Here is a 22507-nt window from a genome sequence, read left to right as displayed (position 1 = left end):
CCGGCGGCTACAGCACGTCGGGTGCGCCGCGAGTCTGCAGTTTGACGAACCGGTCCGACAGTCGGCGCATCCGGATCATCAGCGAGGCCGGCGGGCTGACGGTGCCGTCGAGGTACTCGCGAAGCGTGTCGGCGGGCACGCCGGCCCGCGAGCAGAACTCCTCCTGGCTCAGGCCCGACCGCTCGATCAGCACTCGCACGTGGCGGGCGACCTCGGCGCGCTCGTTGGCCTCCAGGTGGGCCCGGGCACGGGTCAGCACCTCCGACAGCGCCTTGGAGATGCCGTAGGGCCCGGTACCCGCCAGGACTTCTTCGACCTGCCGGGCTGTGCGCCCGTACGGGTCGCGCTTGAGTGCGACCACGATGAGCTGCCAGGTGGCGATGTCGCCGGTCTGCAGTGCGGCGCGGATGGCCGACGTCGACCAGAACTCCACCGGCCGGTCGGTGCTGCCGGACCGGGGTGGCTGCGGTGCACGGCGTCGGTCCGGGGCCAACGTCACCTCGCCTCCTCCAGCATCGACACCGCAACCGCCAGGCAGCGCGCCCGGACGTGTTCCCAGTCCGTTCCGGCCGGGGGCGCACCGTCGCCGGAGTCGTCCACTTCGCGTTCGACCGGTTCCGGGTCGGCGAGCCGACAGACCAGCTGCGTGGCCATCCATTGGCGGTCGGCTGGTTGCCCAGAGTAGTACCTGTCGACCCCGCCGAGTGCCGCAGCAACGGTTTGCGGGTCGAGCACGTCGACGAGCTCGGCCAGTTCGCGGTAGTCCCGGGGGCTGTTGCGCGAAATCAGCAGGTACCCCTTGAGGCGCAGCGTCTCGGCGCAGGTGGGGACCTGCAGCCGGTCGCCGGTCGGCAGCTGGACCGCCGCGGTCTCCATCGGCCGGCACCGGGTCAACGCCGGGCCCTCGAATCCGATCTCGTTCGCGACCCAGGACTCGGTCTCCAGCGCGTCGAGGGCCACCGCGAGCCGGCGCCGCCACACGGTGACGGGATGCACCGGCCGTATCGTCCGGGGCAGGGCCCGGCCGCCACCGCCACGAGACGGCCAGCCGCCGGCCAGCTTGGCCAGCGCGTTGCCCACCGCCTTACCGCCGGCGGGCGCGGTCGCCGCAGCTACCGGCAGCGCTTCGATCTTGCTGGTGGCCACCTCGGCCATGCCGCAGCCTCGCAGCGCCAGCGGGTCGCCGACGCAGACCGCATCGGGAACCAGTTCCTTGAGCCGGGCCGCCGACTTCACCACCGCCCGCAGATCGGCACTGGGGGTGATCAGCGCGGAGATGTCATCGGGAATCATCACCACATCACCCAGATCCACTGTGGGCAGCGGTTTCTCGAAGTCCACCGACGGCAGCAGCCAGGCCAGCCAGCGCGGCAGCCACCAGTTCCATTCGGCGAAAATCGCCATCAGTGCCGGCACCAGCACCAGCCGCACCACCGTGGCGTCGACCGCGATCGCCACCGCACAGGCCACCCCCAACTCGGCGACCAGCGGCATGCCGGCAAACGCGAAGCCGATGAACACCGCGATCATGATCAGCGCGGCGCTGGTGATGGTGCGCGCACTGGTGCTCACGCCATGGGCGACAGCGTCGTGGGTGTTGCCGGACTGCAGGAAGCGTTCCCGGATCCGGGTCAGCAGGAAGATCTCGTAGTCCATCGACAGCCCGAACGTCATCGCTAGCACGATCGGTGGGATGAAGCTGTCGACCGACCCGGTCGGTGTCAACCCGAACCGCTCCAGCCAGCCCCACTGGAACACGATCACCAGGCTCCCGTAGGCGGCCCCCACCGACAGCACCGTCATCACGACGCCCTTGAACGCCAGGAACACCGACTGGATCGAGATCAACAGCATCACGAACGCGATCAGCGCCACGAACACCAGCACCAGCGGTTCGGTCGCCGCGACCCGGTCGTCGAAATCCTTGATCAACGCCGTGGGCCCGCCGACATCCACCCGCACCGACGACGAACCGGCCGCCGCCGGCAGCTGGTCGCGCATCCAGTCGATGGTCTCGCGGGCGGCCATGTCCTCCGGGTCGACCGACAGCACCGCCGACAGCAGCCCACTGCTGTCGTCGTCGCCGAAGACCGGAGGCGACACCGAGGCGATATTGGGCGCGCGGCTCATCTCCTGGCGCACCGCGGCGAACGTCTCGGCGTGCGAGGGTGCCGAGGCGTCCGCGCCGGGAATGGTGACCAGCACCCGGACCGGCCCCAACGCACCCGGACCCAGTGCCTGGGCCGCCGCGGCCACCCCGCCCCGGATCTCGTGGGAGGAGTCGAACTGCCGCAGCATGCTGTTGCCCTGTTCCAGCGACAGCGCCGGCGCCGCCAGCGTCAGCAGCAATCCGGCGGCCAGCAGTGCCGACACCCACGGGCGGCGCATCACCCAGGCCGTCCAGCGGGTCCAGAAGCGCGACTGGGCGGCCGGGCTGCGCGACCAATTCAGCAGCGCCGACCGTTTGGCGACCGGGCGGCCGAACACGGCCAGCACCACCGGAGTGAGGCTGACCGCCGCCAGCACCGCGACGGAGACGGCCAGGATCGCGCCGGTGGCCATCGACACCAGCACCGGGGTGTTGATCAGATAGATGCCGGTCAGCGACGCCACCACGGTCAGGCCGGACAGCACCACCGCCAGCCCGGACGTCGCCATCGCCGCGTCGACGGCCTCCTGCGGTTGGCGGCCGGCCCGCAGTTCTTCGCGATAGCGCATCAGGATGAACAGCGAATAGTCGATCGCCAGCGCGATGCCGAACATCGACACCGTCGAGGTGACGAACACCGACATCGTGGTGAACATCGACAGCAGATAGACCAGCCCCATCGTGACGATCACCGTGCCGATCCCGAGGGCCAGCGGGATGGCGGCGGCCGCCAGGGAGCCGAACACCGCCAGCAACACGATCAGCACGATCGGCATGTTCCACTGTTCGGCCGCCGCGATGTCCTGCTTGGTCTTGGCCGACGCCGCGGCCCCCAGAGCGCCCTGCCCGATCACATACAGGTTCACCGAGCCGTTCTCGATCCGGCCGGGGTGTTCGCCTTCCACGCCCAGCTTGGCGCGCAGCTTCTTGGCGATGTCGACCGCGCCGGTGTTGTCGAAGTCCACCCGCAGCGACACCACATAGGGCCGGTCGGGCCGCGGCGGCGGCTGCATTTGATCGGGAACCACCGTCACGCTGGGCGCCTCGCCGGCGACACGCTGCAACAGCGCCACGGCGTCCTGCATGTCGTGGTAGGTGGCGTCGGCGCGCGGAGCCGCCACCAGGGCCAGCGGCGAGGCACCCTGGTCGGGGAAGTGATCCTCGAGTTGATACTGCACATACAGCGACTGCGATCCCTCGACCTCGAAGCCCCCGCCGGTGAGGTGACCGGAGTGGTTGGCGGCCAGATAGAGCGATGGGAGCACAGCCAGAAGCCAACCTGTGAAGACCACCCAGCGGAATCTGCGCAGGTTGCTGCTGAAGCGCATCATGAACTGCTGGATTTCGGTTCTCCCCGCTCTCGCCCGCACCGGTGCGTCGCGTGCTGCGAGCCTACCGCAGCAAGCGGTGGCGCCGGCGCTTTCTCGTCGCCTCTGAGCTGGTCCGATGCGGTCCGGGAACCGCACTGTGACCAGGCCGACGTGCGCTCGGGTGGCGGCGTACTGCCGATGCTGACAGGATGGCGAGCGGTCCCGCCGGGTTCGGCGAGCGGTGTAGTTCCGCGAGCAAGAGATTCGGCGACGACGGCCCCGTCCGATCGTGCCGCTGCTGCCGGGAGACGTCCCGCCACATCCGACCAGCCGAACGTCTCCGCAACGTGGCGGAACCGCCGGAAATCTCACCAGTTGTGAGGAGAATTCGTGAACACCACCCGTGCCGTCCTGCTTCGCACGCGGACCCTCGGCGCCGTCGCCGCCCTGTTGGTGGGCGGCGCCGCGACCGTCGCCCTGCTGTCGGTGCCGTCGGTGCCGTCGGCGACCGCCTCCAAGGATCCCTGCGTGGCCAGCGAGCTCGCCCGGACCGTCGGCAAGGCCGTCACCTCGACCGGCGACTACCTCGACTCCCACCCGGACACCAACCAGGTGCTGACCGGGGCGCTGCAGCAGCAGCCCGGCCCGCAGACGCTGGCGGACCTCAAGAGCTACTTTGACGCCAATCCGAAGGTCGGCGACGACCTGGCCAAGATCACCGCACCGGTGACCGAGGTGAGCGACCGGTGCAAGCTGGCGGTCAACCTGCCGCAGGTGCTCGGGCTGCTGCAGGCCGCCCAGGCCCAGGGTGGCCTGCCGGGAGGTCTGCCCGGCGGTGGCCTGCCGGTGAGCGGTCCGCCGGCCGGGGGAGTGACCCAACCGATCGCGGTTCGCTGACGGCGGTTTCGCAGCCGGGAGTGTCCCGGCAGCCGGAATCCTGGGTGCGGAAGACGAAGAGGAACAGCACCCACCCGACGGCGCCGACGAGCAACCAACTGATCATCCGGTAGACCAGCACCGCGGAGATGGCATCCGGCCAGCTCAAGCCGCTGGACACCAGGCCCGGGACCAATACGGCCTCGACGACCAGCAGTCCGCCTGGGATCAGCGGAATCGTTCCCGCGGCGCGGGCGGCGGCATAGGCCACCGTCAATCCGGCCACCGACGCGCTGCCGCCGGTAGCGTAGGCCGCGCACGCCAAGCAGGCGACGTCGGCGATCCAGTTGAACAACGACCAGCCGAATGCCGTCGACGCATCCCGGCGGCCCAGGCTGACCGACTCCAATTGCCCCAGCATTCGGCGCCAGGTAGTCACGCCGGTGTCGGCGGGCTTGTCGCGTACCGAGTTGAACCAGCACAGGACGCGCACCCCGATGCCGTCGATCAACTCCGGGCGCGACGCGACCGCCTGGGCCAGCAGCAGCAGCGCGACGAAACCACCGAGGGTGAACAGCAGCGAGAACGGATTGTCGCGTGCACCCAGCAGAAAGGCGCCGCCCAGGCCCAACAGCGCCAGCCCGACCGCCTGCAGCACCCCCGACATCACCAGCTGCCAGGACGCCACCACCGGCGAAGCGCCCCAGCGCCGCTGTTGGCGGTACAGGAAGGTGGTCGACAGCACCGGACCGCCGGGCAGCGTGGTGCTCAGCGAGTTGGCGGCGTAAAAGGCCGCCTCGGATCGCCACTGCGTGACGTGCACCCCGGCCGAGCGCAGCAGGGTGCGCTGGATCTGCGCGAAGCTGTGCATGGATGCCGCCGCCGCCAGGGTCGCGCCGAACAGCCAGCGGCTGTCGGCGCGCCACAGACTGCCCCACGCCGTGGCGAGCTGGTCCCACACCAGCACGATCTCAACCGTCAGCACCACTGCGACAAGCCCGGCGATGACCGGACGAACCCAGTTGCGGGCACCGGCCGGACGTTGCGGAGCCCCGGCCGGGACGTCGATTACGTGGTGCGACACGGGATTAGAGGTTAGCCGCGTGACAGCGATATCCGGCTACTGTATGTGCTCTCGCTGCGGCATCGTTACGCTACCGGAATGTCAGCCAGCGCAGCCGAATCCGTCCATCCGACCGTGCGCAAGGCGGCAGCCTGGGCCTGGCGCCTGCTGGTGTTGTTCGCTGCGGTGCTGGTGGTCCTGCTGATCGCCCGACGGCTCGAAGTCATCGTCGTCCCGGTGGCGCTGGCGATGATGATGTCGGCGTTGCTGCTGCCCGGCGTGGACCGGCTGGACCGGGCCGGGGTCCCCCGAGGCCTGGCGGTGTTCCTGCTGTTGCTCACCGGTGTGGCGGTGCTGGCCGCGCTGCTGAGCTTCGTGATCGACGAGTTCATCGACGGCCTGCCCGAGCTGGTCGAGCAGGTCACCCAGATGGTCAACTCGACACAACACTGGCTGATCGAAGGCCCACTGCACCTGAGCAGCGACCAGATAGACAAGGCCGGCGCCACCGTGATCACCGAGTTGCGCAACAACCAGGCCAAGCTGACCAGCGGCGCGTTGTCGACGGCCGAGACCATCACCAAGATCTTCACCGGTGCGTTCGTCGTGCTGTTCACGCTGATCTTCTTCCTCTACGGCGGCCGCGACATCTGGCGGTTCACCGTCCGGTTCTTCCCCGGTGACGTGCGGGCCAAGGTGCACGCGGCGGGGGTCGCCGGCTTCGAGTCGCTGATCGGCTACATCCGGGCGACCTTCCTGGTGGCGCTGGTGGACGCCGTCGGGATCGGCATAGGCCTGGCTGTCATGGCCGTGCCGTTGGCGTTGCCGTTGGCATCCCTGGTTTTCCTGGGAGCCTTCATTCCGCTGGTGGGTGCCGTGCTCACCGGACTGTTGGCGGTGCTGGTCGCCCTCATAGCCAAGGGCTGGATCTATGCGTTGGTCACCCTGGGCCTGATCGTCGCCGTCAACCAGCTCGAGGCCCATGTGCTGCAGCCGCTGGTGATGGGCCGGGCGATGTCGATCCACCCGCTGGCGGTGGTGCTGGGGATCTCCACCGGGGCGATCCTGGCCGGTATCGTCGGCGCGCTGCTGGCCGTCCCGACGATCGCGTTCATCGACCGGGCGGTGCGGGTACTGGTCGGCTCACACGACGCCGAAGATGCGGCGCCCGAGGAGGATGCGACGCCCGAGCAGGATGTCGAACCCGGGGCGGATGCGGCGCCCGAGGAGGAGATCAGTACCGGCCCTCCCGGCGCAGCAACTCCGCCGCACTGAGACCACCGGCGGCGCCGCGCCGCTGCGGATTGTCGCCGCTCTTGTCGCCCTTATCGCCCTTGTCTCCCTGGTCGCGGGGGGCGGTGAGCTTCTCGGTCGCCGGACTGTCCGGGCCCGCCGGGTCGCCCTGAACCGGAATGGCGGTGGTGGGGGCGTTCTCGGTGTCCTCCGGGGGCCCGGCGGGTTTGGGCAACGACCGCGTCCGCTCGTCGGACGGCCGCGGTTCGGCAGGGTCCTGCCGGCCACGCGAGCGTGGCGATCCCGCATCCCGGCCGCCGCGCAGCTCGCCCAGCCAGGACTCGATTTCGCGGTCCCCACCGGCCGGACCCTCGGCGGGGGACTCGACCCGCTCGGTCACCGGATCAGCCGCCTGGAACCGCGTGGTCGGCGCCTCGGGAGGCCCGGCGTTGATCCGGCTGGTCCGAGCGCCCGACGGGCTGCCCGTCACGGGCCGCGTCGGCAACTGTTCGGTCGCCCGCGGCCGGGCCTGACCACCGGCGGTGGGATGGGTCGGGTCGTGCGATGGCCGCGCCGGGGCCGCGCCCGCCGGTGCCGTGGCAAGCGGTGCCGGCGCGCTGGGGCGGGTCACCCTGCGCTTGCGCTCGTCGGGCAGCCGGATCTCGCCCAGCCCGATCCGGTTCTGGATGCGCTTCATCCAGCGCGGCGCCCACCAGCAGTCGTCGCCGAGCAGTTTCATCACCGACGGCACCAGGAACATCCGGATCACGGTGGCATCGAGCAGCAGCGCCGCCATCAGGCCGAACGCCAGGTACTTCATCATCACCAGGTCGGAGAACACGAACGACGCGGCAACCACCGCGAGGATCAGTGCGGCAGCGGTGATCAGCCGCCCGGTGGTCGCGGTGCCGATCCGGATGGCCTCGGAGGTCGACATCCCGGACTCGCGGGCCTCCACCATCCGGGACACCAGGAACACCTCGTAGTCGGTGGCCAGCCCCCAGCCGACGGCCACCACCAGGGCGATGATCACCACCATCAGCGGCGTCGGGGTGAAGTTCATCAGCCCGGCGCCGTGTCCGTCGACGAAGATCCAGGTCAGGATGCCCATCGTCGAACCGATGGTCAGGGCGCTCATCACCGCGGCCTTCAGTGGCAGCACCAGCGAACCGAATGCCAGGAACATCAACAGCGTGGTCGTGGTCAGCAGGATCACCAGCATCAGCGGACCGCGGTCGATCATCGTGTGGATGCTGTCCTGCTCGAGCGCCGGGGTGCCGCCGACCAGCACGGACAGCCCTTTCGGTGTGCTCAGTGAGCGCAACGCCTTGATCTTCTGCGCCGCGTCGTTGCGGTTGACCAGACCGTTCTCGATCACCCGGGTGCTGTCGTCCTTCGACGCACCGGGCAGGTAGGGCCGTTCCTTCCACATGTCGTCGGGGTTGTCGTCGGGGACGACGAACCCGCTGATCGACATCGCGCGGTTGCGGATGTCGGCGACCTGCTGGTCGGTCACCGGCTTGTCGGCGGTGCTCTTGATCACCAGCGTCAGCTTCTCGGTGCGAAAACCCGGGAAGATCTCGTCGAAGTGCTCCTGGGCCATCCGGGCGGTGTTGTCGGGCGGCAGATACTTCTCGCTCATCCCGCCGAACGTCAGCTTGCCCAGGGGGATGATCAGCAAGATCATTCCGACCACGATCGGGATCGCGAACGCCAGCGGCCGCTGCATCACGAAGTTGACCAGCTTGCCCCAGAACCCGGCCTCGACCTCTTCGCGAGTCTTGGTCTTCTGGGTCTTCTCGGCGAACCAGCCGATGATCCGGTTGGAGAACTCCCAGTCGCGCAGGAACGGGATGCGGTACAGGGTGCGCACCCCGAGGGCGTCGACGTTGGTGCCCAGCACGCCGAGAATGGCCGGCAGCAGGGTGATCGACAGCAGGGCCGCCAGGCCCACCGAGGCGAAGATCGCATACGTCAGCGAATGCACGAATCCTTGCGGCAGCACCAGCAGGCTGGCGCTGGAGGCGATGATCAGCACCGCCGAGAACACCACGGTGCGCCCCGCGGTCATCACCGATCGCCGCACCGCCGCCTCGGTGTCGTAGCCCTCGGCGATCTCCTCACGGAACCGGCTCACCACGAACAGGCCGTAGTCGATCGCGATACCGAGGCCGATCAGTGACACCACCGGTTGGGCGAAGAAGTGCACCGGACCGAACATCGCGGCGAACCGCAGGATGCCCGTGGCCCCGGCGATGCTCAAACCGCCGACGATGACCGGCAGGCTGGCGGCGACCACACCGCCGAACACGAAGAACAGCACCACCGCCACCAGCGGAAGCGCCAACACCTCCATCCGCTTCTCGTCGCTGGCGATGGTGCCGGTCAGCGCGCTGGCGATCGGCTGCAGGCCGCCCAGCTCGACCTTGCCGCCGTCGAGCTCCTGCAGCGCGGGCTCGGCCGCCTGGTAATTCTTGAGGATGGTGTCGTCGTCGTCACCCTTGAGCTGGATCGATGCGAACGCGTGCTTCTTGTCCGCGTCGGCCATGGTGGCCAGCGCCTCGGGGTTGGTGAAGTAGCCGACCCAGCTCAGGATCTGGTCGGGGTGGTCGTCCTTGACCTTGTTCAGTCCGTTCTTGACCCCGTCGAACCACTGCTTGTCATCGACTGTCTCGCCCTTGGGGGCGGTGAAGACCGCCACGACGTGACTGGTCCGGTCCCGGCCGTAGACCTCGTCGCCGAGTACCGACGCCTGGACCGACTGACTGCCGTCGTCGTAAAAACCACTCTGGGTGACGTGGTCGCCCAGACTCATGCCGTAGACCCCACCGCCCAAGCAGAGCGCCACCATCACGCCGATTACGATGAACCGGTAGCGGTATACAGTTCGACCCCACCAGGCGAACACCTATACGCTCCTCACTAAAGTCTGTTGCGACATCTTTCGGACCCGCGCGTCCCTTGCCAGGTTGTCCAATTGTTACTCGCGCGAGGCCAGCAGTGAGCTCAGCGGCCGGAACGGCTGCAGCCACGCCCCTTGCTCCGGCAGCGAATCCAGGCTGATCCGCGGCAGCCGCTCCCGGAACACACCAGGAATGTCTTCCAGGTCGACAAACTCCAAGGTATCCGAGGCTAGCGCCCAGCTGGCATGTTCGCGAAATCCGAGCACCGAGACGGTTATGCCGAGTGCACAGAGTTCTTCCAGCGGTTCCCGGAACGCCTGACCGTCGGCCGACGCCACTGCGACCGCCGCCAGCCCCTGGTCCCGCCGCAGCGCGATGTGTTCGAGCATGTCGGAGTCGACATCACTGTCCTCGCCGATCTTCGGTTTGGCGAAGACCGCGAAACCCACGTTACGCAACGCCTCCACCCACGGCCGGACGACGTCGGCGCTGCCCGGGGCGATGTTGGTGAACACGGTGGCCTCCGGCTCGACCGGCTGCTGCGGGTGACGTGCCGAGATCTCGGCGGTGCGGTTCAGCAGCCAGCGGCCCAAGGCGTCGAACCGGGGCCGTTCGGCTCCCGTCGGGCGGCGGCCCAGGATCGCGCCCAAGCCCATGTCCAGGTTCGGCGCGTCCCACACCAGCAGCACCCGACGGGCCGGTGGTGCGTCGGAGGTCGCGTCGTCCGGGAGCTGCGTCGACCGGGCAGGAACCTCCGCCACAGCGTCGCTCACCGCGGCTTCTCCCAGATCAACTCGGTGATGGCACTGCCGGCGTCGCGGCCCTTCGCTTCGTACTTGGTGGTGGGCCGGGCAACCGAGATCGGCAGTGTCGGAACGGGATTCGTCACCCGGCGCAGGCCGGGCTCGCCGTCGCCGGACTCGGCGATCTGTTCGGCGTAGCCGGCATGGTCGGTCGCCGCGTGCAGCACCCCGCCCGGCTGCAGCCGATCGGCGATCAGGGCCATGGTGGCCGGTTGCAGCAGCCGCCGCTTGTGGTGCCGCGCCTTGGGCCACGGGTCGGGAAAGAACACCCGCACCCCGGTCAGTGACTCCCGGGCGATCAGGTGCTCCAGCACGTCGAGGCCGTCGCCGCGCAGCAGCCGGACGTTGGTGAGCTGTTCGCGTTCGATGGCACACAGCAACTGTGCCAGCCCGCGCTCGTAGACCTCCACGGCGATCACGTCCAAGTGAGGCTCGGCCCGGGCCATCGCGACCGTCGAGGTGCCGGCTCCGCAGCCGATCTCCAGCACCAGCGGGGCCGCGCGGCCGAACCAGCGTTGCGGATCCAGCGGATCGGGGCGGTCGGCACCGTCCGGCGGCACTGGGACGTCGGCGCCCAGTTCGGGCCAGAGTCGCTCCCAGGTTCGGCGCTGGCCGGCGGAGAGTGCGGAGTGCCGGTAGCGGACGCTGAAATTTCGGGCCCGCCGCGCAGCCGGTGCGTCGATGCCGGCGACGTCCGATGACGATTCGACGTCGCGCTGCGCATGCATGCAGTCCATGGTGGCCCATGTCCTCGGGTGTACCCACGGCGCGGTCCACATTGATACCCAACAGTTGCTTTGCGGGGCCGCCGGGATCGGCGCGCGGACACCGTGGCACGGTGACTCGCATCCCGGCGGCACAGCTGACACCATGGCCTGCAAGTGGTGGGCCGATTGGGCGATGCGGGAGGGCATGGTCGTGACACAGGGGCGCCAGCTCTTCGCCGACGGGCTGACCCGGCTGGCCGCCGACCTCTCCGATCCACGGCTGTCGTCGATCGCTGTGGACGTCAACGCGCCGTTGCGGGTCGCGGTGTGCGGGCGGCGCGGGGTGGGCCGACGCACCGTGGCCGCCGCGCTGGCCGCCGCCGGGCTGGAGGTCAGGTGCGCATCCGACAGCGGGCCGAAAGCCGCGACCGCCGACGCCGCGGTGTATGTCGTGGCCGAAGCGGTCAAACCGGAGGACCCGGCGGAGATCGTCAAGGTGCGCTCGGCGCGGCGCCGACCGGTGCTGGTGGTGCTGAACAAGGCGGACCTACCCGGACGAGCCTGCGTTGACGGCATCGCGACGGCCAGCAGGGCGCCGGCCGCACCGCTGTCGGGCTTGTTCGCGCTCGCCGCACTGGCTGGTCGCCTGGACGGTGAGCTGTGGGCCGCGCTGGGCACGCTAGCCTCCGCACCCGCCGATCTCCGCTCGGCCGACCACTTCATCAGTTGTGCGCACCCGGTGCCACGGCAGCTGCGCGAGCGGCTCTGCGCCGCCCTCGACCTGTCCGGAATCGAGCAGCTGCTCGAGCCTGCCCGGCGCGGCGAGACGGTGACGCAGGGCAGGGCGTTGCTGCGCCGGCTCAGCGGCATCGACGGCGTCGTCGCACGCCTGGCCGCGCTGGGTGCCGGCGTTCATCACCGGCGGACGTCGGAGGCGGTGGTCCGGCTTGAGGCGCTGGCGGTCGGCCAGGACTTCGCGGCCCGCATCGATGAGTTCCTCAACTGCGACGGGACGGTGGCGGCCCGGATGGCCGCAGCAGCCGCGGTGGTCCAGGAGCAAGGCACACCGGGAGAACGGGCGCTGCGCCGGGCGCGTCGCTGGCAGGGCCACCGCAGCGCACCGGTGGGCGTCATCGAGCGTGCCTGCGCCGCCGACATCGCCAGGGGTTCGCTGCGGGACTGGGCCAGGACGCGAGGCCGCCGATGACCACCCTCGACCCGGACCCGGCCGCCGAGGACCCGGTCGCGGCGGTGGACGCCCTGGTGGCCGAGATCGCCCCCGTTCTACGGCCGCCTGCGGTGCGGCGCCGCGACGTGGTCATGGTCACCGGGCCCTGGCTGGCCGGGGTCAGCGCGGTGGCCGGGGTGCTGGCCGAGCGCCTGCGGCAGTGGCCGGTCGTCGAAGCCGCCGAACTGCCGCCGGGCGAGGTGCCGACGGCGGTGGTGTTCGTGGTCTCGGCCGCGGCGGCACTGACCGAGTCCGACTGCGCGCTGCTCGACGCCGCGGCCGCCCACACCGACGTGGTGATCGGAGTGGTGTCCAAGATCGATGTGCACCGGCAGTGGCGGGAGATGCAGCAGACCGCCCGCGAGGCGCTGGCCGACTACGCGCCGCGCTACCGCGACGTGGCGTGGGTGGGGGCGGCCGCGGCGCCCGAGCGCGGCGAACCCCGGGTGGACGACCTGGTCGCGGAACTGGCCAAACAACTGGGTGACAGCGATGTGCAGCGGCGGAACCGGTTGCGGTCCTGGGAGTTCCAATTGCGCACCGACGCCGACCGGATCGACCGCGACGCCCGCGCGGAGGGGCGGCGAGCACGGGTGACATTGCTGCAGGAGCAGCGCGACGAGGTGGTGCGGCAGCGGCGGATGTCGAAATCGGAGCGGGTGATCGGATTGCGCAGCCGCATCGCCCAGGCCCGGGTGCAGCTGTCCTACTTCGCCCGCAAGCGCTGCGCCTCGGTGCGCGGCGAGCTCGCCGAGGACGCCGCGGGCATGACCCGGCGCCGGTTGCCGCAGTTCGAGGCCTATGTGCGCGGCCGGCTGGAGGAGGTTGTGGCCGACGTCGACCAGGGCGTCTCGGAGCACCTGGCCGACGTGGCCCAGGAGTTGGGCCTGTCCGGCGACGCCGCGGCGACGACTTCGACCCCGCAGTTCGAGACCGGCGCGCCGGCGTTGTCGTCGCGGCGGTTGGAGACCCAGCTGATGACCCTGCTCGGTGCCGGCTTCGGGCTGGGGGTGGCGTTGGCGCTGAGCCGGTTGTTCGCCAACCTGGCCCCGGGGTTGACCGCAGCCGGCGCGGTGGCGTGCGTTGTAGTCGGCGTCGCGGTCACGGTGTGGGTGGTCCGCATCCGTGGCCTGCTGCGAGACCGGGCGGTGCTTGATCGCTGGGTGGGCGAGGCCACCGCCGCGCTGCGCTCCGCCTTGCAGGAACTGGTGGCGCTGCGGGTGGTGGCCGCCGAGTCCGCACTCACCGCCGAGCTCGCCGAGCGCAACGAAACCGAGGCGGTGCGGGCCGCTGACCGGATCGCCGGGCTGGACCGGGAACTGCGTGAGCACGCGGCCGCGACCGCCCGGGCCGCCGCGGTGCGGGATCGGCAGCTCCCGACGCTGCACCGGGCGCTGGCCGCGGTGCGGTCCGAGCTCGGCGGTTCAGTGAGGCTCGACGGAGGAGAGGCGAAGCTGGGACCGCCGCGTGGGCCCGGCGGTTCAGTGAGGCTCGACGGAGGAGAGGCGAAGCTGGGACCGCCGCGTGGGCCCGGCGGTTCAGTGAGGCTCGACGGGGGAGAGGCGAAGCTGGGAACGCCGCATGAGCTGGGCCAACTCGATCCCCCGAACACCGCCCGGACGGCGGCCGATTAGCGGCGTGTATGCCCGCTTCGCCGCTCGCGGTTATGCACGGTAACCTCTTATCTAATGAAGGTATAAGAGGTGGACTGCGGCGCACACCAGCGGCAATGCCACGACGTGACACAGGTTACAACAGGAGAGCTCATGACCTCAGCGACCATCCCCGGTCTGGACACCGCCCCGACGAAACACCGCGGGTTGCTGGCCTGGGTCCAGGAGGTCGCCGAACTCACCCAGCCAGACCGGGTGGAGTGGTCCGACGGTTCGGAGGGCGAGTGGGACCGGCTGATGGCCGACCTCGTGGCGGCCGGAACCGCGGTCAAACTCGACGACGAGAAGAAGCCCAACTCCTACCTGGCGCTCTCCGACCCCGCCGACGTGGCCCGGGTCGAGTCCCGAACCTTCATCTGCACCCGCACCAAAGAGGGAGCCGGCCCCACCAACAACTGGATGGACCCCGACGAGATGCGGGCCACCATGACCGAGCTGTACCGGGGCTGCATGCGGGGTCGCACCATGTATGTGGTGCCGTTCTGTATGGGGCCGCTGGGTGCGGAGGACCCGAAGCTCGGTGTCGAGATCACCGACTCGGCCTACGTAGTGACGTCGATGAAGATCATGACCCGGATGGGCACCGCGGCGCTGGAGAAGATCGGCACCGACGGGGCGTTCGTCAAGGGCCTGCACTCGGTCGGTGCGCCGCTGGCCGAGGGCCAGCAGGACGTGCCGTGGCCGTGCAACTCCGAGAAGTACATCACCCACTTCCCCGAGACCCGCGAGATCTGGAGCTACGGCTCCGGCTACGGCGGCAACGCGCTGCTGGGCAAGAAGTGCTACGCGCTGCGGATCGCCTCGGCGATGGCCCACGATGAGGGCTGGCTGGCCGAGCACATGCTGATCCTCAAGCTGATCTCGCCGGAGAATAAGGCTTACTACATCGCCGCCGCCTTCCCGTCGGCCTGCGGCAAGACCAACCTGGCGATGATCCAGCCCACGATCCCGGGCTGGCGGGCCGAGACCCTCGGTGACGACATCGCCTGGATGCGGTTCGGCAAGGACGGCCGGCTCTACGCGGTGAACCCGGAGGCCGGCTTCTTCGGGGTGGCGCCGGGCACCTCCAACAGCTCCAACCCGAACGCGATGAAGACCATCGAGGCCGGCAACACGATCTACACCAACGTCGCCCACACCGACGACAACGACATCTGGTGGGAGGGCATCGACGGCGAGACGCCGGAGCACCTGACCGACTGGAAGGGCAACGACTGGACTCCCGAGTCGGGCACCCCTGCCGCGCACCCGAACTCGCGCTACTGCACCCCGATGTCGCAGTGCCCGATCCTGGCTCCCGAGTGGGACGACCCGGCCGGCGTGCCGATCTCGGCGATCCTGTTCGGCGCCCGCCGCAAGACCACCGTTCCGTTGGTGAGCGAGGCCCGCGACTGGCAGCACGGGGTGTTCACCGGCGCCACGATGGGTTCTGAGCAGACTGCTGCCGCTGAAGGCACGGTGGGCAAGGTCCGGAGGGACCCGATGGCGATGCTGCCGTTCATCGGCTACAACGCCGGCCACTACATGCAGCACTGGATCGACATCGGCAAGAACTCCGATGAGTCCAAGCTGCCGAAGGTGTTCTTCGTCAACTGGTTCCGCCGCGGCGAGGACGGCCGTTTCCTGTGGCCGGGCTTCGGTGAGAACAGCCGGGTGCTCAAGTGGATCATCGACCGGGTCGAGGGCAAGGGCTCCGGGGAGTCGACGCCGATCGGCACGGTGCCCCGCGTCTCGGATCTGGACCTCACCGGGCTGGACGTCGACACTGCTGACGTGGAGCAGGCGCTGATCGTCGACGCCGACGAATGGCGTGCCGAGTTGCCGCTGATCGAGGAGTGGTTCGCGTTCATCGGCGACCAGCTTCCGACCGGTCTGCGCGACGAGTTCGACGCCCTCAAGCAGCGTCTGGGTTAAATCCCGGCTCGGGACTTAGTCCGACTGGACTAAGTCCGGTAGGCTCGGGGCATGGCGACGGTCAACATTCACGAGGCAAAGACGCATCTGTCCAGCCTCCTCGCCCGTGTCGAAAACGGTGAGACGATCACGATCGCGCGCGCCGGTAGGCCGGTCGCCGATCTGACACCGCACTCGCGGATCGACATCGCTTTCGGAGCTCTATCAGGCCGGCTCCACTACGACGACGAACACTTCGACGACGTCGACGACGCCCTCAACGCCCAGTTCGGGCTTGAATGACCGGCATCCTGCTCGATACCCACGTACTACTCTGGTCGCTGGACGACAGTCCACGTTTAGGTCAGCGTGCGCGTGCCCGAATGGCTGCTGTCCCGGCGGTATTCGTCTCGGCGGCCAGCATCTGGGAGATCTCCATCAAAGCGGCTACCGGCAAGCTCGCGGTGCCCGCCGACGTTGAGGACGCCGTCGGGAAATCCGGCTTCCGCAATCTGCCGATCACCGGTCGTCATGCCATGGTGTGCAATATCGCTGCGCTGCCGCACAAGGATCCGTTCGACGCGATGCTGGTGGCTCAGGCCGAGGTCGAGCGCCTCGATCTGCTGACGGCGGATGCGAAGCTCCTCAAGGCGCTGCCCGCCGCAGTGGATGCGCGGCTCTGACCGCTGGGGCGCGCGGCGCTGCGGTGCCGGAATCGCAGCCTTGGCCATTCGCCCCGGGGTGAGAAGCCGTGCGGGAGGCAGATCGTAGTTCGTCACGCCAAGGAATTGTGCGACAGCCAATTGTGTCGCAGCAGTGAGTATCCGGCGCATCGCCCGCCGAGTCGGGGTGTCTCATGCTGCACGGGCCTACCAGTTCGGGGACAAGTCCACCGACGACGACGTCCTGGCATTGGCGATAGCGGGTTGGTCGATGCCGCATGGGTTCGCGGAACTGTTCTCGACCGGGAATCTTCCCGACCGCGTCCGTACCGATCCCGACGTCGCCGCTGCCCTGGTTGTCCGGGGCGCCTTTAGGATCAGCGAACTCGGCCCGAATCCGACCACTTGACACCCGTCAAGTCGGCCGACGGTACAGTCTGCGCATGCAGATTCGCGAACACACCTCAGGTCACGGAGGCGCCGACAAGCCGGCCATCATCTTGCACCCGTCGGGCACCGTCATCACCTTCGACGATCTTGAGGCGCGCGCGAACCGGCTGGCGCACTTCTTCCGCCGGGCCGGGCTGGCCGAGGGCGACACCGTCGCGATCCTCATGGAGAACAACGAGCACATCCATGCGGTGATGTGGGCAGCGCGGCGCAGCGGCCTGTACTACGTGCCGATCAACACCCACCTGACCGCGGCGGAGGCCGCCTACATCATCGACAACAGCTCCGCCAAGGCGGTTATCGGCTCAGCCGCGCTGCGCACCATTTGCGAGAACTTGGCCGCGCATCTTCCGGGCGGCCTCCCCAGCCTGCTGTTGATCGCCGATGACGACTTGGAGGGCTGGCAGCGCTACCCGGAATGCGTTGCCGACCAGCCCGATACCCCTATCGACGACGAGATCGAGGGCGATCTGCTGCAGTACTCGTCCGGCACCACCGGGCGACCCAAGGGGATCAAACGCGCACTGCCGCATCTGCCGCCGGCTGAGGCGCCCGGCCTGATGACGATGCTGGTGGCCGTCTGGATGTCCCCCGACTCCGTCTACCTGAGTCCGGCGCCGCTCTACCACACCGCCCCGTCGGTCTGGTCGATGACCGCGCAGGCCGCCGGTATCACCACGGTGGTGCTGGAGAAGTTCGATCCGGAGGGCTGCCTGGAGGCGATTCAGCGCTACGGCGTCACCCACGCCCAGTTCGTGCCCGCCCACTTCGCCCGGCTGCTGAAACTGCCTGATGCGATCAGGAATTCGTACGACGTCTCCAGTTTGCAACGGGTGATGCACGCTGCCGCGCCGTGTCCGGTGGAGATCAAGAAGCAGATGATCGACTGGTGGGGGCCGATCGTCGACGAGTACTACGCCTCGTCCGAGGCGCACGGTTCGACGTTGATCGCCGCCGAAGACTGGTTGCTACACCCCGGTTCGGTCGGCAAGCCGATGCTGGGTGCGGTGCACATCCTCGACGAGGACGGCAACGAGCTGCCCGCGGGCGAGGCCGGCGAGATCTACTTCGAGGGCGGCAACACCTTCGAGTACCTCAATGACCCGGACAAGACCGCCAAGTCACGCCACCCCCGTGGCTGGGTGACGGTCGGCGACGTCGGTTACCTCGATGAGGAGGGCTACCTGTACCTCACCGACCGTCGCCACCACATGATCATTTCGGGCGGGGTGAACATCTACCCGCAGGAAGCCGAGAACCTGCTGATCACTCACCCGAAGGTGATGGATGCCGCGGTGTTCGGGATCCCCGACGACGAGATGGGGCAGCGCGTCAAGGCCGCGGTGCAGACCGTCGATCCGGCAGACGCCACCGACGCATTCGCTGAGGAGTTATTGGTGTGGTTGCGGGAACGGTTGGCGCACTACAAGTGTCCGAGCTCGATCTCCTTCGAGTCCCAGCTGCCGCGCACCGACACTGGCAAGCTCTATAAGAACGAGCTGGTGGCGAAGTACTCGGCGTAGCCCGGCTCAGCCATCACGGGCTGTAAAGCAGCCACAGCGGCAGGGCCGCGTCGAGCAACTGCATGAACTTGAACAACCCGACGCGGTACTCGCCCGACCCCAACGGGTTGAGGCGGTATTCGGGAAATGCGATGCCGACCCCGAAGAGTCCGGGCGCCAGGATGCCGTTGCTGGCGTCGTATTTCAGCGGACCCCACTGCGGAGTCACCGGATGTGGTCGGGGTTCGAACCCCACCGTGTAGACGACGTGGGTGCATTCCTGCAGCCGGTCGGCGAACCGGGGATCGCCTACCCAACACCGATGCAGACGTTCCGGAAGTGTCCCGTCGATGTTCTCGCGAGCCCACTGCGCGGCTTCGCCCTTGAGGCCAGTGTCATCGAAAAGGATCCAATCCTCCAGGTATACCGCGTATTTGAGTGGGCTTCGGTAAAAATTGATCACCCTGCTCGCCGAGGTCGCCAACAGGTTCGGCAGCGCGATCATCGAGGAATGCGACGAACCGAACACCGCGACGGTAGCGCCGGCGAGGGCGAGTTGTGCAAGGCGGCCCGGATCCAGGGCTGCCTCGATCTCGATCACCTCGAGTCCGGGATAGTCGAGTTTCGTGGGGGTCGAACCGACTGCAAGGACCACATTCGTCGACCTGATCTCCCTGTGGTCGGCGCGCACCGTCCAGCGCCGGTGCTGGAGCCACAGTTGCGTCGCCATCGCCTGCAATCGGTTTACCCGGCCGCCCAACTGTTCTGAGATCCACACCAACGGCTCGGCGATCATGCCGAGTGGGCACGTCTGGTCCGGATCGGTGGTGGTCAGTGCAAACCGGGGCGCCTGGCCGAACCGAAACGACGGCGAAGCGTTCAAGTAGTCCAGAAACAGCCCGACCTGGGTGTTGCTCGAGACGGCCCGCCACTTGGCGCCCAGGTCACCAGCGCCGAATTCCGGGTCTATCCAGGCGATCTCATCCGCCGCGATGCCGTGATCGAGCAGTCGGCCGACGGCGGCGATGCCGGCCGGGCCCGCTCCGATGACGGTCCAGGAGTACCCCGTTGCGTCCATTCCTCCATGGTCCCTCGGGAATGGCTGTCCGGATAGTCGGCCGGCGCGCTCAGCGGATCAGCTGCTGGGGGCAGACGGCGTCAGGGCTTCATGGTCAGGAGGTGCTGCCGGGGGTGCCCGCCCGCCCTTGACTGCCGGATTCCCCATGGACGGTGCCGGGTCCGCCACGGCCGCCGGGACCGGCCAGGCCACCGGTGGCGCCGTGGCTGCCGTCGCCGCCGTTGCCGCCCGCCCCGCCGTCGCCGCCATCACCGCCGAAACCGGCCCCGCCTCCGCCGATACCGCCGTGGCCGCCGTTGCCGCCACGGCCGCCGTCGCCGCTGGCGTCGCCGCCGTTGCCGGCGTCGCCGCCGTTGCCGGCGTCGCTGCCACTGATACCGACGATCAGCGGGGTGCCGCCGCCGCCGGCGCCGCCGGCCCCGCCGGCCCCGCCGGTGCTGGCCGTCCCGGTTGCGGCGCCGCCGTCACCGCCGTGCCCACCGTGTCCGCCCCCGGCGGTGTCGCCGCTGCCGCCGACCTTCCCGCCGGCACCGCCTTGTCCACCGGCCCCGCCGGTGCTGCCGGTGCCACTCGCGGCGCCGCCGTTGCCGCCGTTGCCGCCGTCCCCGCCGCCCCCGCGAAGCTGACCGGCTTCGCCGCCGTTGCCACCTCGGCCGCCCGCTCCGCCGGTGCTGCCATTGCCTTCGGCGGCACTGCCGTCGCCGCCGGCACCGCCGACGCCGCCCGTGCCGTAGAGGTAACTGCCGTCGCCGCCGTGACCCCCGTTGCCGCCCGCCCCACCGTCGCCGGTGCCGTGGCCGCCGTGGCCGCCGTTGCCGCCGTTGCCCCACATATCGCCGCCGTGGCCGCCGTTACCGCCGTCGGCGCCGAGCCCGCCGGCCCCGCCGTCGCCGCCGTTGCCGAAGCCACCGGCGTGGCCGCCGTTGCCACCGGCGATACCTTCGAGATTCGACGACCAGCCATCGCCGCCGTCGCCGAACCACAAGCCCCCGGCGCCGCCGTCGGGATGGTCCTCGGTGCCGTCAACCCCGTTGCAGATCACGCCGCAAGCGCCCTGGGCCAGCGGAGCGAACAGCGGATTGACCAGATCGCTGAACTGCTGGCCGAACGGGCTGTTGAGCCAGTCCTGCATGGTGTCGTGTAGCCATCCGTAGAGGACGTCCATACCGTTCGCCTCCGCGCTCAACGGCACGGCGTCGAAGCCGCCCAGATCCGCGTCGGCGGGGGTCCAGGCGGCGGGATCGAACCAATCGAGGCCCGGCGTCGCATCGCCGCTGTCGTCGACCGGCAACCCGAAGAGCGGGCTGAACACGTCCACCACCCAGTCGAACCCGTCGGCCTGAGCAGGAGGGGAGCTCACCGGTGCCGCTCCCAACGCGATCAACGCCGCCAGCGCGGGCGCCGCCCGCCGCGCCCGACGCGGCAGTGCGACACCGTACGTTCCTCGACGCCGCGCGACAGTGCTGAGGCGAAGCGACATGGCGGCCTACCTTCCGGTTTCGAGTCGAGGCAACCGTAACCTGCGGCATACAGCCTGACAGGTCGGTGGCCCGAAGGGGACTTTTCTCCGTGTTCCGAGTGCTGGCCTAATTCAGTCGAGCCGTAACAGGCCATAAAAATGAGTTTTAAGCTTCACTTGTCCATCAACATAGAGGTAAGCCTGGCAAAGAGTACCGCAGTTTGCTATCGGAGCCCGAATTGCAGGTTCGGTGAAGGCGCTCCCCGGCTGCATCCCCGTCGAAAGCGGGCATCACGGATGGCGCAACGCACCGATGCGCCGCTTCGGATCAGATCCCCCCGCGGGCCACCAGTTGCGCGGCGATCACGTTGCGCTGGATCTCGTTGGTGCCCTCGCCAACGATCATCAGCGGCGCATCCCGGAAGTAGCGTTCGACGTCGTACTCGGTGGAGTAGCCATAGCCGCCGTGGATGCGCACCGCGTCCAACGCGATCTCCATGGCCACCTCGGAGGCGAACAGCTTGGCCATGCCGGCTTCCATGTCGCAGCGCTGGCCGCTGTCGTAACGTTCTGCGGCGTAGCGGGTCAGCTGGCGGGCGGCGGTCAGTTTGGTGGCCATCTCGGCCAGGTAATTGCCGACGCTTTGATGCTTCCAGATCGGCTGCCCGAAGCTCTCCCGTTGTTGGGCGTAGGCCAGCGCATCCTCCAGCGCGGCCGTCGCCACCCCCAACGCCCGCGCCGCCACCTGGATGCGGCCGGTCTCGAGGCCCTTCATCATCTGCGCGAAACCGGCTCCGGGCGTGCCGCCGAGGACCGCCGTGCCCGGCACTATGCAGTCGTCGAAGCTCAGCTCGCAGCTCTCCACACCCTTGTAACCCAGCTTGGGCAGGTCTCGGGAGATGGTCAGCCCGGCAATCGGGTTGTCCACCAACAACACCGAAATGCCGCGGTGCCGCGGAGTGGCCCGCGGATCGGTCTTGGCCAGCAGGGCGATCAACCCGGAATGGCGGGCATTGGAAATCCAGGTCTTGGCCCCGTTGATCACCAGGGTCTCGGGATCGGCAACGGGTACTGCGGTGGTCGTCATGTTCTGCAGGTCGCTGCCCCCGCCGGGTTCGGTCAGCGCCATGGTGGCCCGCAGCGCGCCGGTGGCCATGGCGGGCAGGTAGCGCCGCTGCTGCTCGTCGGTTCCGAACAGCGTCAGCAGTTTGGCGACGACGGTGTGTCCGCCCATCGCCCCGGCCAGGCTCATCCAGCCGCGGGCCAACTCCTGGGTCACCAGGACGTAGCACGGCATGGACACCGGAGTGCCGCCGTACTCCTCGGGGACGGCCAGCCCGTAGATGCCCAGGTGCTTCATCTGGTCGATCCACGCCTGCGGGTAGGTGTTGGCGTGCTCGACATCGCGGACCGTCGGCTTGACCTCCCGGTCGACGAAGGCCCGCACCGTCTCGACCAGGATCGACTCTTCGTCGGTCAGCGAGAAACTCATCGGTTCACCGTATGTCAGGATCATCT

Annotated in this window: 16 protein-coding genes and 2 pseudogenes; 9 read left to right on the top strand and 9 right to left on the bottom strand. The window is 68.9% G+C overall.

Annotation, left to right across the window (positions count from 1 at the left end):
* Window positions 1-7: 7 nt before the first annotated feature.
* Both G6N19_RS08250 and G6N19_RS08245 read right to left on the bottom strand, forming a co-directional pair.
* A complete protein-coding gene (locus tag G6N19_RS08250; RefSeq protein ID WP_013827108.1) occupies window positions 8-499 on the bottom strand; it encodes a helix-turn-helix domain-containing protein in 492 nt (163 codons plus the stop codon).
* Window positions 496-3480, bottom strand: a complete 2985-nt coding sequence (locus tag G6N19_RS08245; protein WP_193466128.1) for an MMPL family transporter — start codon at window positions 3478-3480, stop codon at window positions 496-498. The genes G6N19_RS08250 and G6N19_RS08245 overlap by 4 nt, the downstream gene beginning before the upstream one ends.
* A gap of 369 nt (window positions 3481-3849) precedes the next feature.
* Between G6N19_RS08245 and G6N19_RS21200 the strand changes: the two are divergent.
* A pseudogene (locus G6N19_RS21200) lies at window positions 3850-4200 on the top strand (hemophore); the annotation flags it as partial.
* 19 nt (window positions 4201-4219) lie between these two features.
* Here the strand turns inward: G6N19_RS21200 and G6N19_RS08235 are convergent.
* Complete coding sequence (locus tag G6N19_RS08235) at window positions 4220-5419, bottom strand: lysylphosphatidylglycerol synthase transmembrane domain-containing protein (protein WP_408632468.1); 1200 nt, start codon at window positions 5417-5419, stop codon at window positions 4220-4222.
* A 78-nt stretch (window positions 5420-5497) separates the two neighbouring features.
* Here G6N19_RS08235 and G6N19_RS08230 point away from each other — a divergent pair, with 78 nt between their 5' ends.
* Window positions 5498-6673: an AI-2E family transporter gene (locus tag G6N19_RS08230; protein WP_193466126.1), complete on the top strand. Its 1176-nt coding sequence runs from the start codon at window positions 5498-5500 to the stop codon at window positions 6671-6673.
* Here G6N19_RS08230 and G6N19_RS08225 read toward each other — a convergent pair.
* The 3 genes from G6N19_RS08225 to trmB form a co-directional block, all read right to left on the bottom strand.
* Window positions 6633-9539: an MMPL family transporter gene (locus tag G6N19_RS08225; protein WP_013827113.1), complete on the bottom strand. Its 2907-nt coding sequence runs from the start codon at window positions 9537-9539 to the stop codon at window positions 6633-6635. The two genes, G6N19_RS08230 and G6N19_RS08225, sit on opposite strands and share 41 nt — an antisense overlap.
* 72 nt (window positions 9540-9611) lie before the next feature.
* A complete protein-coding gene (locus tag G6N19_RS08220) occupies window positions 9612-10322 on the bottom strand; it encodes an NYN domain-containing protein (RefSeq protein WP_193466339.1) in 711 nt (236 codons plus the stop codon).
* Window positions 10304-11065 carry a tRNA (guanosine(46)-N7)-methyltransferase TrmB gene (gene trmB, locus G6N19_RS08215; RefSeq protein ID WP_041319350.1) on the bottom strand — a complete coding sequence of 254 codons (762 nt, stop codon included), beginning with the start codon at window positions 11063-11065 and terminating at the stop codon, window positions 10304-10306. The genes G6N19_RS08220 and trmB overlap by 19 nt, the downstream gene beginning before the upstream one ends.
* Here trmB and G6N19_RS08210 point away from each other — a divergent pair.
* From G6N19_RS08210 to fadD4, 7 genes are all read left to right on the top strand, one after another.
* A complete protein-coding gene (locus G6N19_RS08210; protein ID WP_049792809.1) occupies window positions 11064-12251 on the top strand; it encodes a hypothetical protein in 1188 nt (395 codons plus the stop codon). The two genes, trmB and G6N19_RS08210, sit on opposite strands and share 2 nt — an antisense overlap.
* Window positions 12248-13906 (top strand): hypothetical protein, encoded by a 1659-nt coding sequence (locus G6N19_RS08205; RefSeq protein WP_013827117.1) that lies wholly within the window; start codon window positions 12248-12250, stop codon window positions 13904-13906. The genes G6N19_RS08210 and G6N19_RS08205 overlap by 4 nt, the downstream gene beginning before the upstream one ends.
* A 132-nt stretch (window positions 13907-14038) precedes the next feature.
* Window positions 14039-15859 (top strand): phosphoenolpyruvate carboxykinase (GTP), encoded by a 1821-nt coding sequence (locus G6N19_RS08200; protein ID WP_013827118.1) that lies wholly within the window; start codon window positions 14039-14041, stop codon window positions 15857-15859.
* 51 nt (window positions 15860-15910) lie between these two features.
* A complete protein-coding gene (locus G6N19_RS08195; protein ID WP_013827119.1) occupies window positions 15911-16141 on the top strand; it encodes a type II toxin-antitoxin system Phd/YefM family antitoxin in 231 nt (76 codons plus the stop codon).
* On the top strand, window positions 16138-16521 hold the full coding sequence (locus tag G6N19_RS08190) for a type II toxin-antitoxin system VapC family toxin (RefSeq protein WP_041316711.1): 384 nt from the start codon (window positions 16138-16140) through the stop codon (window positions 16519-16521). The genes G6N19_RS08195 and G6N19_RS08190 overlap by 4 nt, the downstream gene beginning before the upstream one ends.
* A 133-nt stretch (window positions 16522-16654) precedes the next feature.
* Entirely contained in the window at window positions 16655-16909 is a 255-nt protein-coding gene (locus tag G6N19_RS08185) for a hypothetical protein (protein WP_193374405.1), read from the top strand.
* A 34-nt stretch (window positions 16910-16943) separates the two neighbouring features.
* Window positions 16944-18473, top strand: coding sequence for a fatty-acid--CoA ligase FadD4 (gene fadD4 / locus G6N19_RS08180; protein ID WP_193466125.1), 1530 nt, complete (start codon window positions 16944-16946; stop codon window positions 18471-18473).
* Between the two features lie 13 nt (window positions 18474-18486).
* Here the strand turns inward: fadD4 and G6N19_RS08175 are convergent, their stop codons facing one another.
* The 3 genes and pseudogenes from G6N19_RS08175 to G6N19_RS08165 all read right to left on the bottom strand — a co-directional run bounded on the left by G6N19_RS08175 (window position 18487) and on the right by G6N19_RS08165 (window position 22481).
* On the bottom strand, window positions 18487-19530 hold the full coding sequence (locus G6N19_RS08175; RefSeq protein ID WP_013827123.1) for an FAD-dependent oxidoreductase: 1044 nt from the start codon (window positions 19528-19530) through the stop codon (window positions 18487-18489).
* A gap of 190 nt (window positions 19531-19720) precedes the next feature.
* Window positions 19721-20572: pseudogene (locus G6N19_RS21865) on the bottom strand (PGRS repeat-containing protein); the annotation flags it as partial.
* 745 nt (window positions 20573-21317) lie between these two features.
* Entirely contained in the window at window positions 21318-22481 is a 1164-nt protein-coding gene (locus G6N19_RS08165; RefSeq protein ID WP_083036775.1) for an acyl-CoA dehydrogenase family protein, read from the bottom strand.
* Window positions 22482-22507 lie beyond the last annotated feature (26 nt).

The sequence above is a fragment of the Mycobacterium novum genome (assembly GCF_010726505.1).
In the GTDB taxonomy this organism is placed as follows: Bacteria; Actinomycetota; Actinomycetes; order Mycobacteriales; family Mycobacteriaceae; genus Mycobacterium; species Mycobacterium algericum.
The sequence above is the reverse complement of the archived record's forward strand: the minus strand, read 5'-3'. Positions and strand labels throughout refer to the sequence as shown.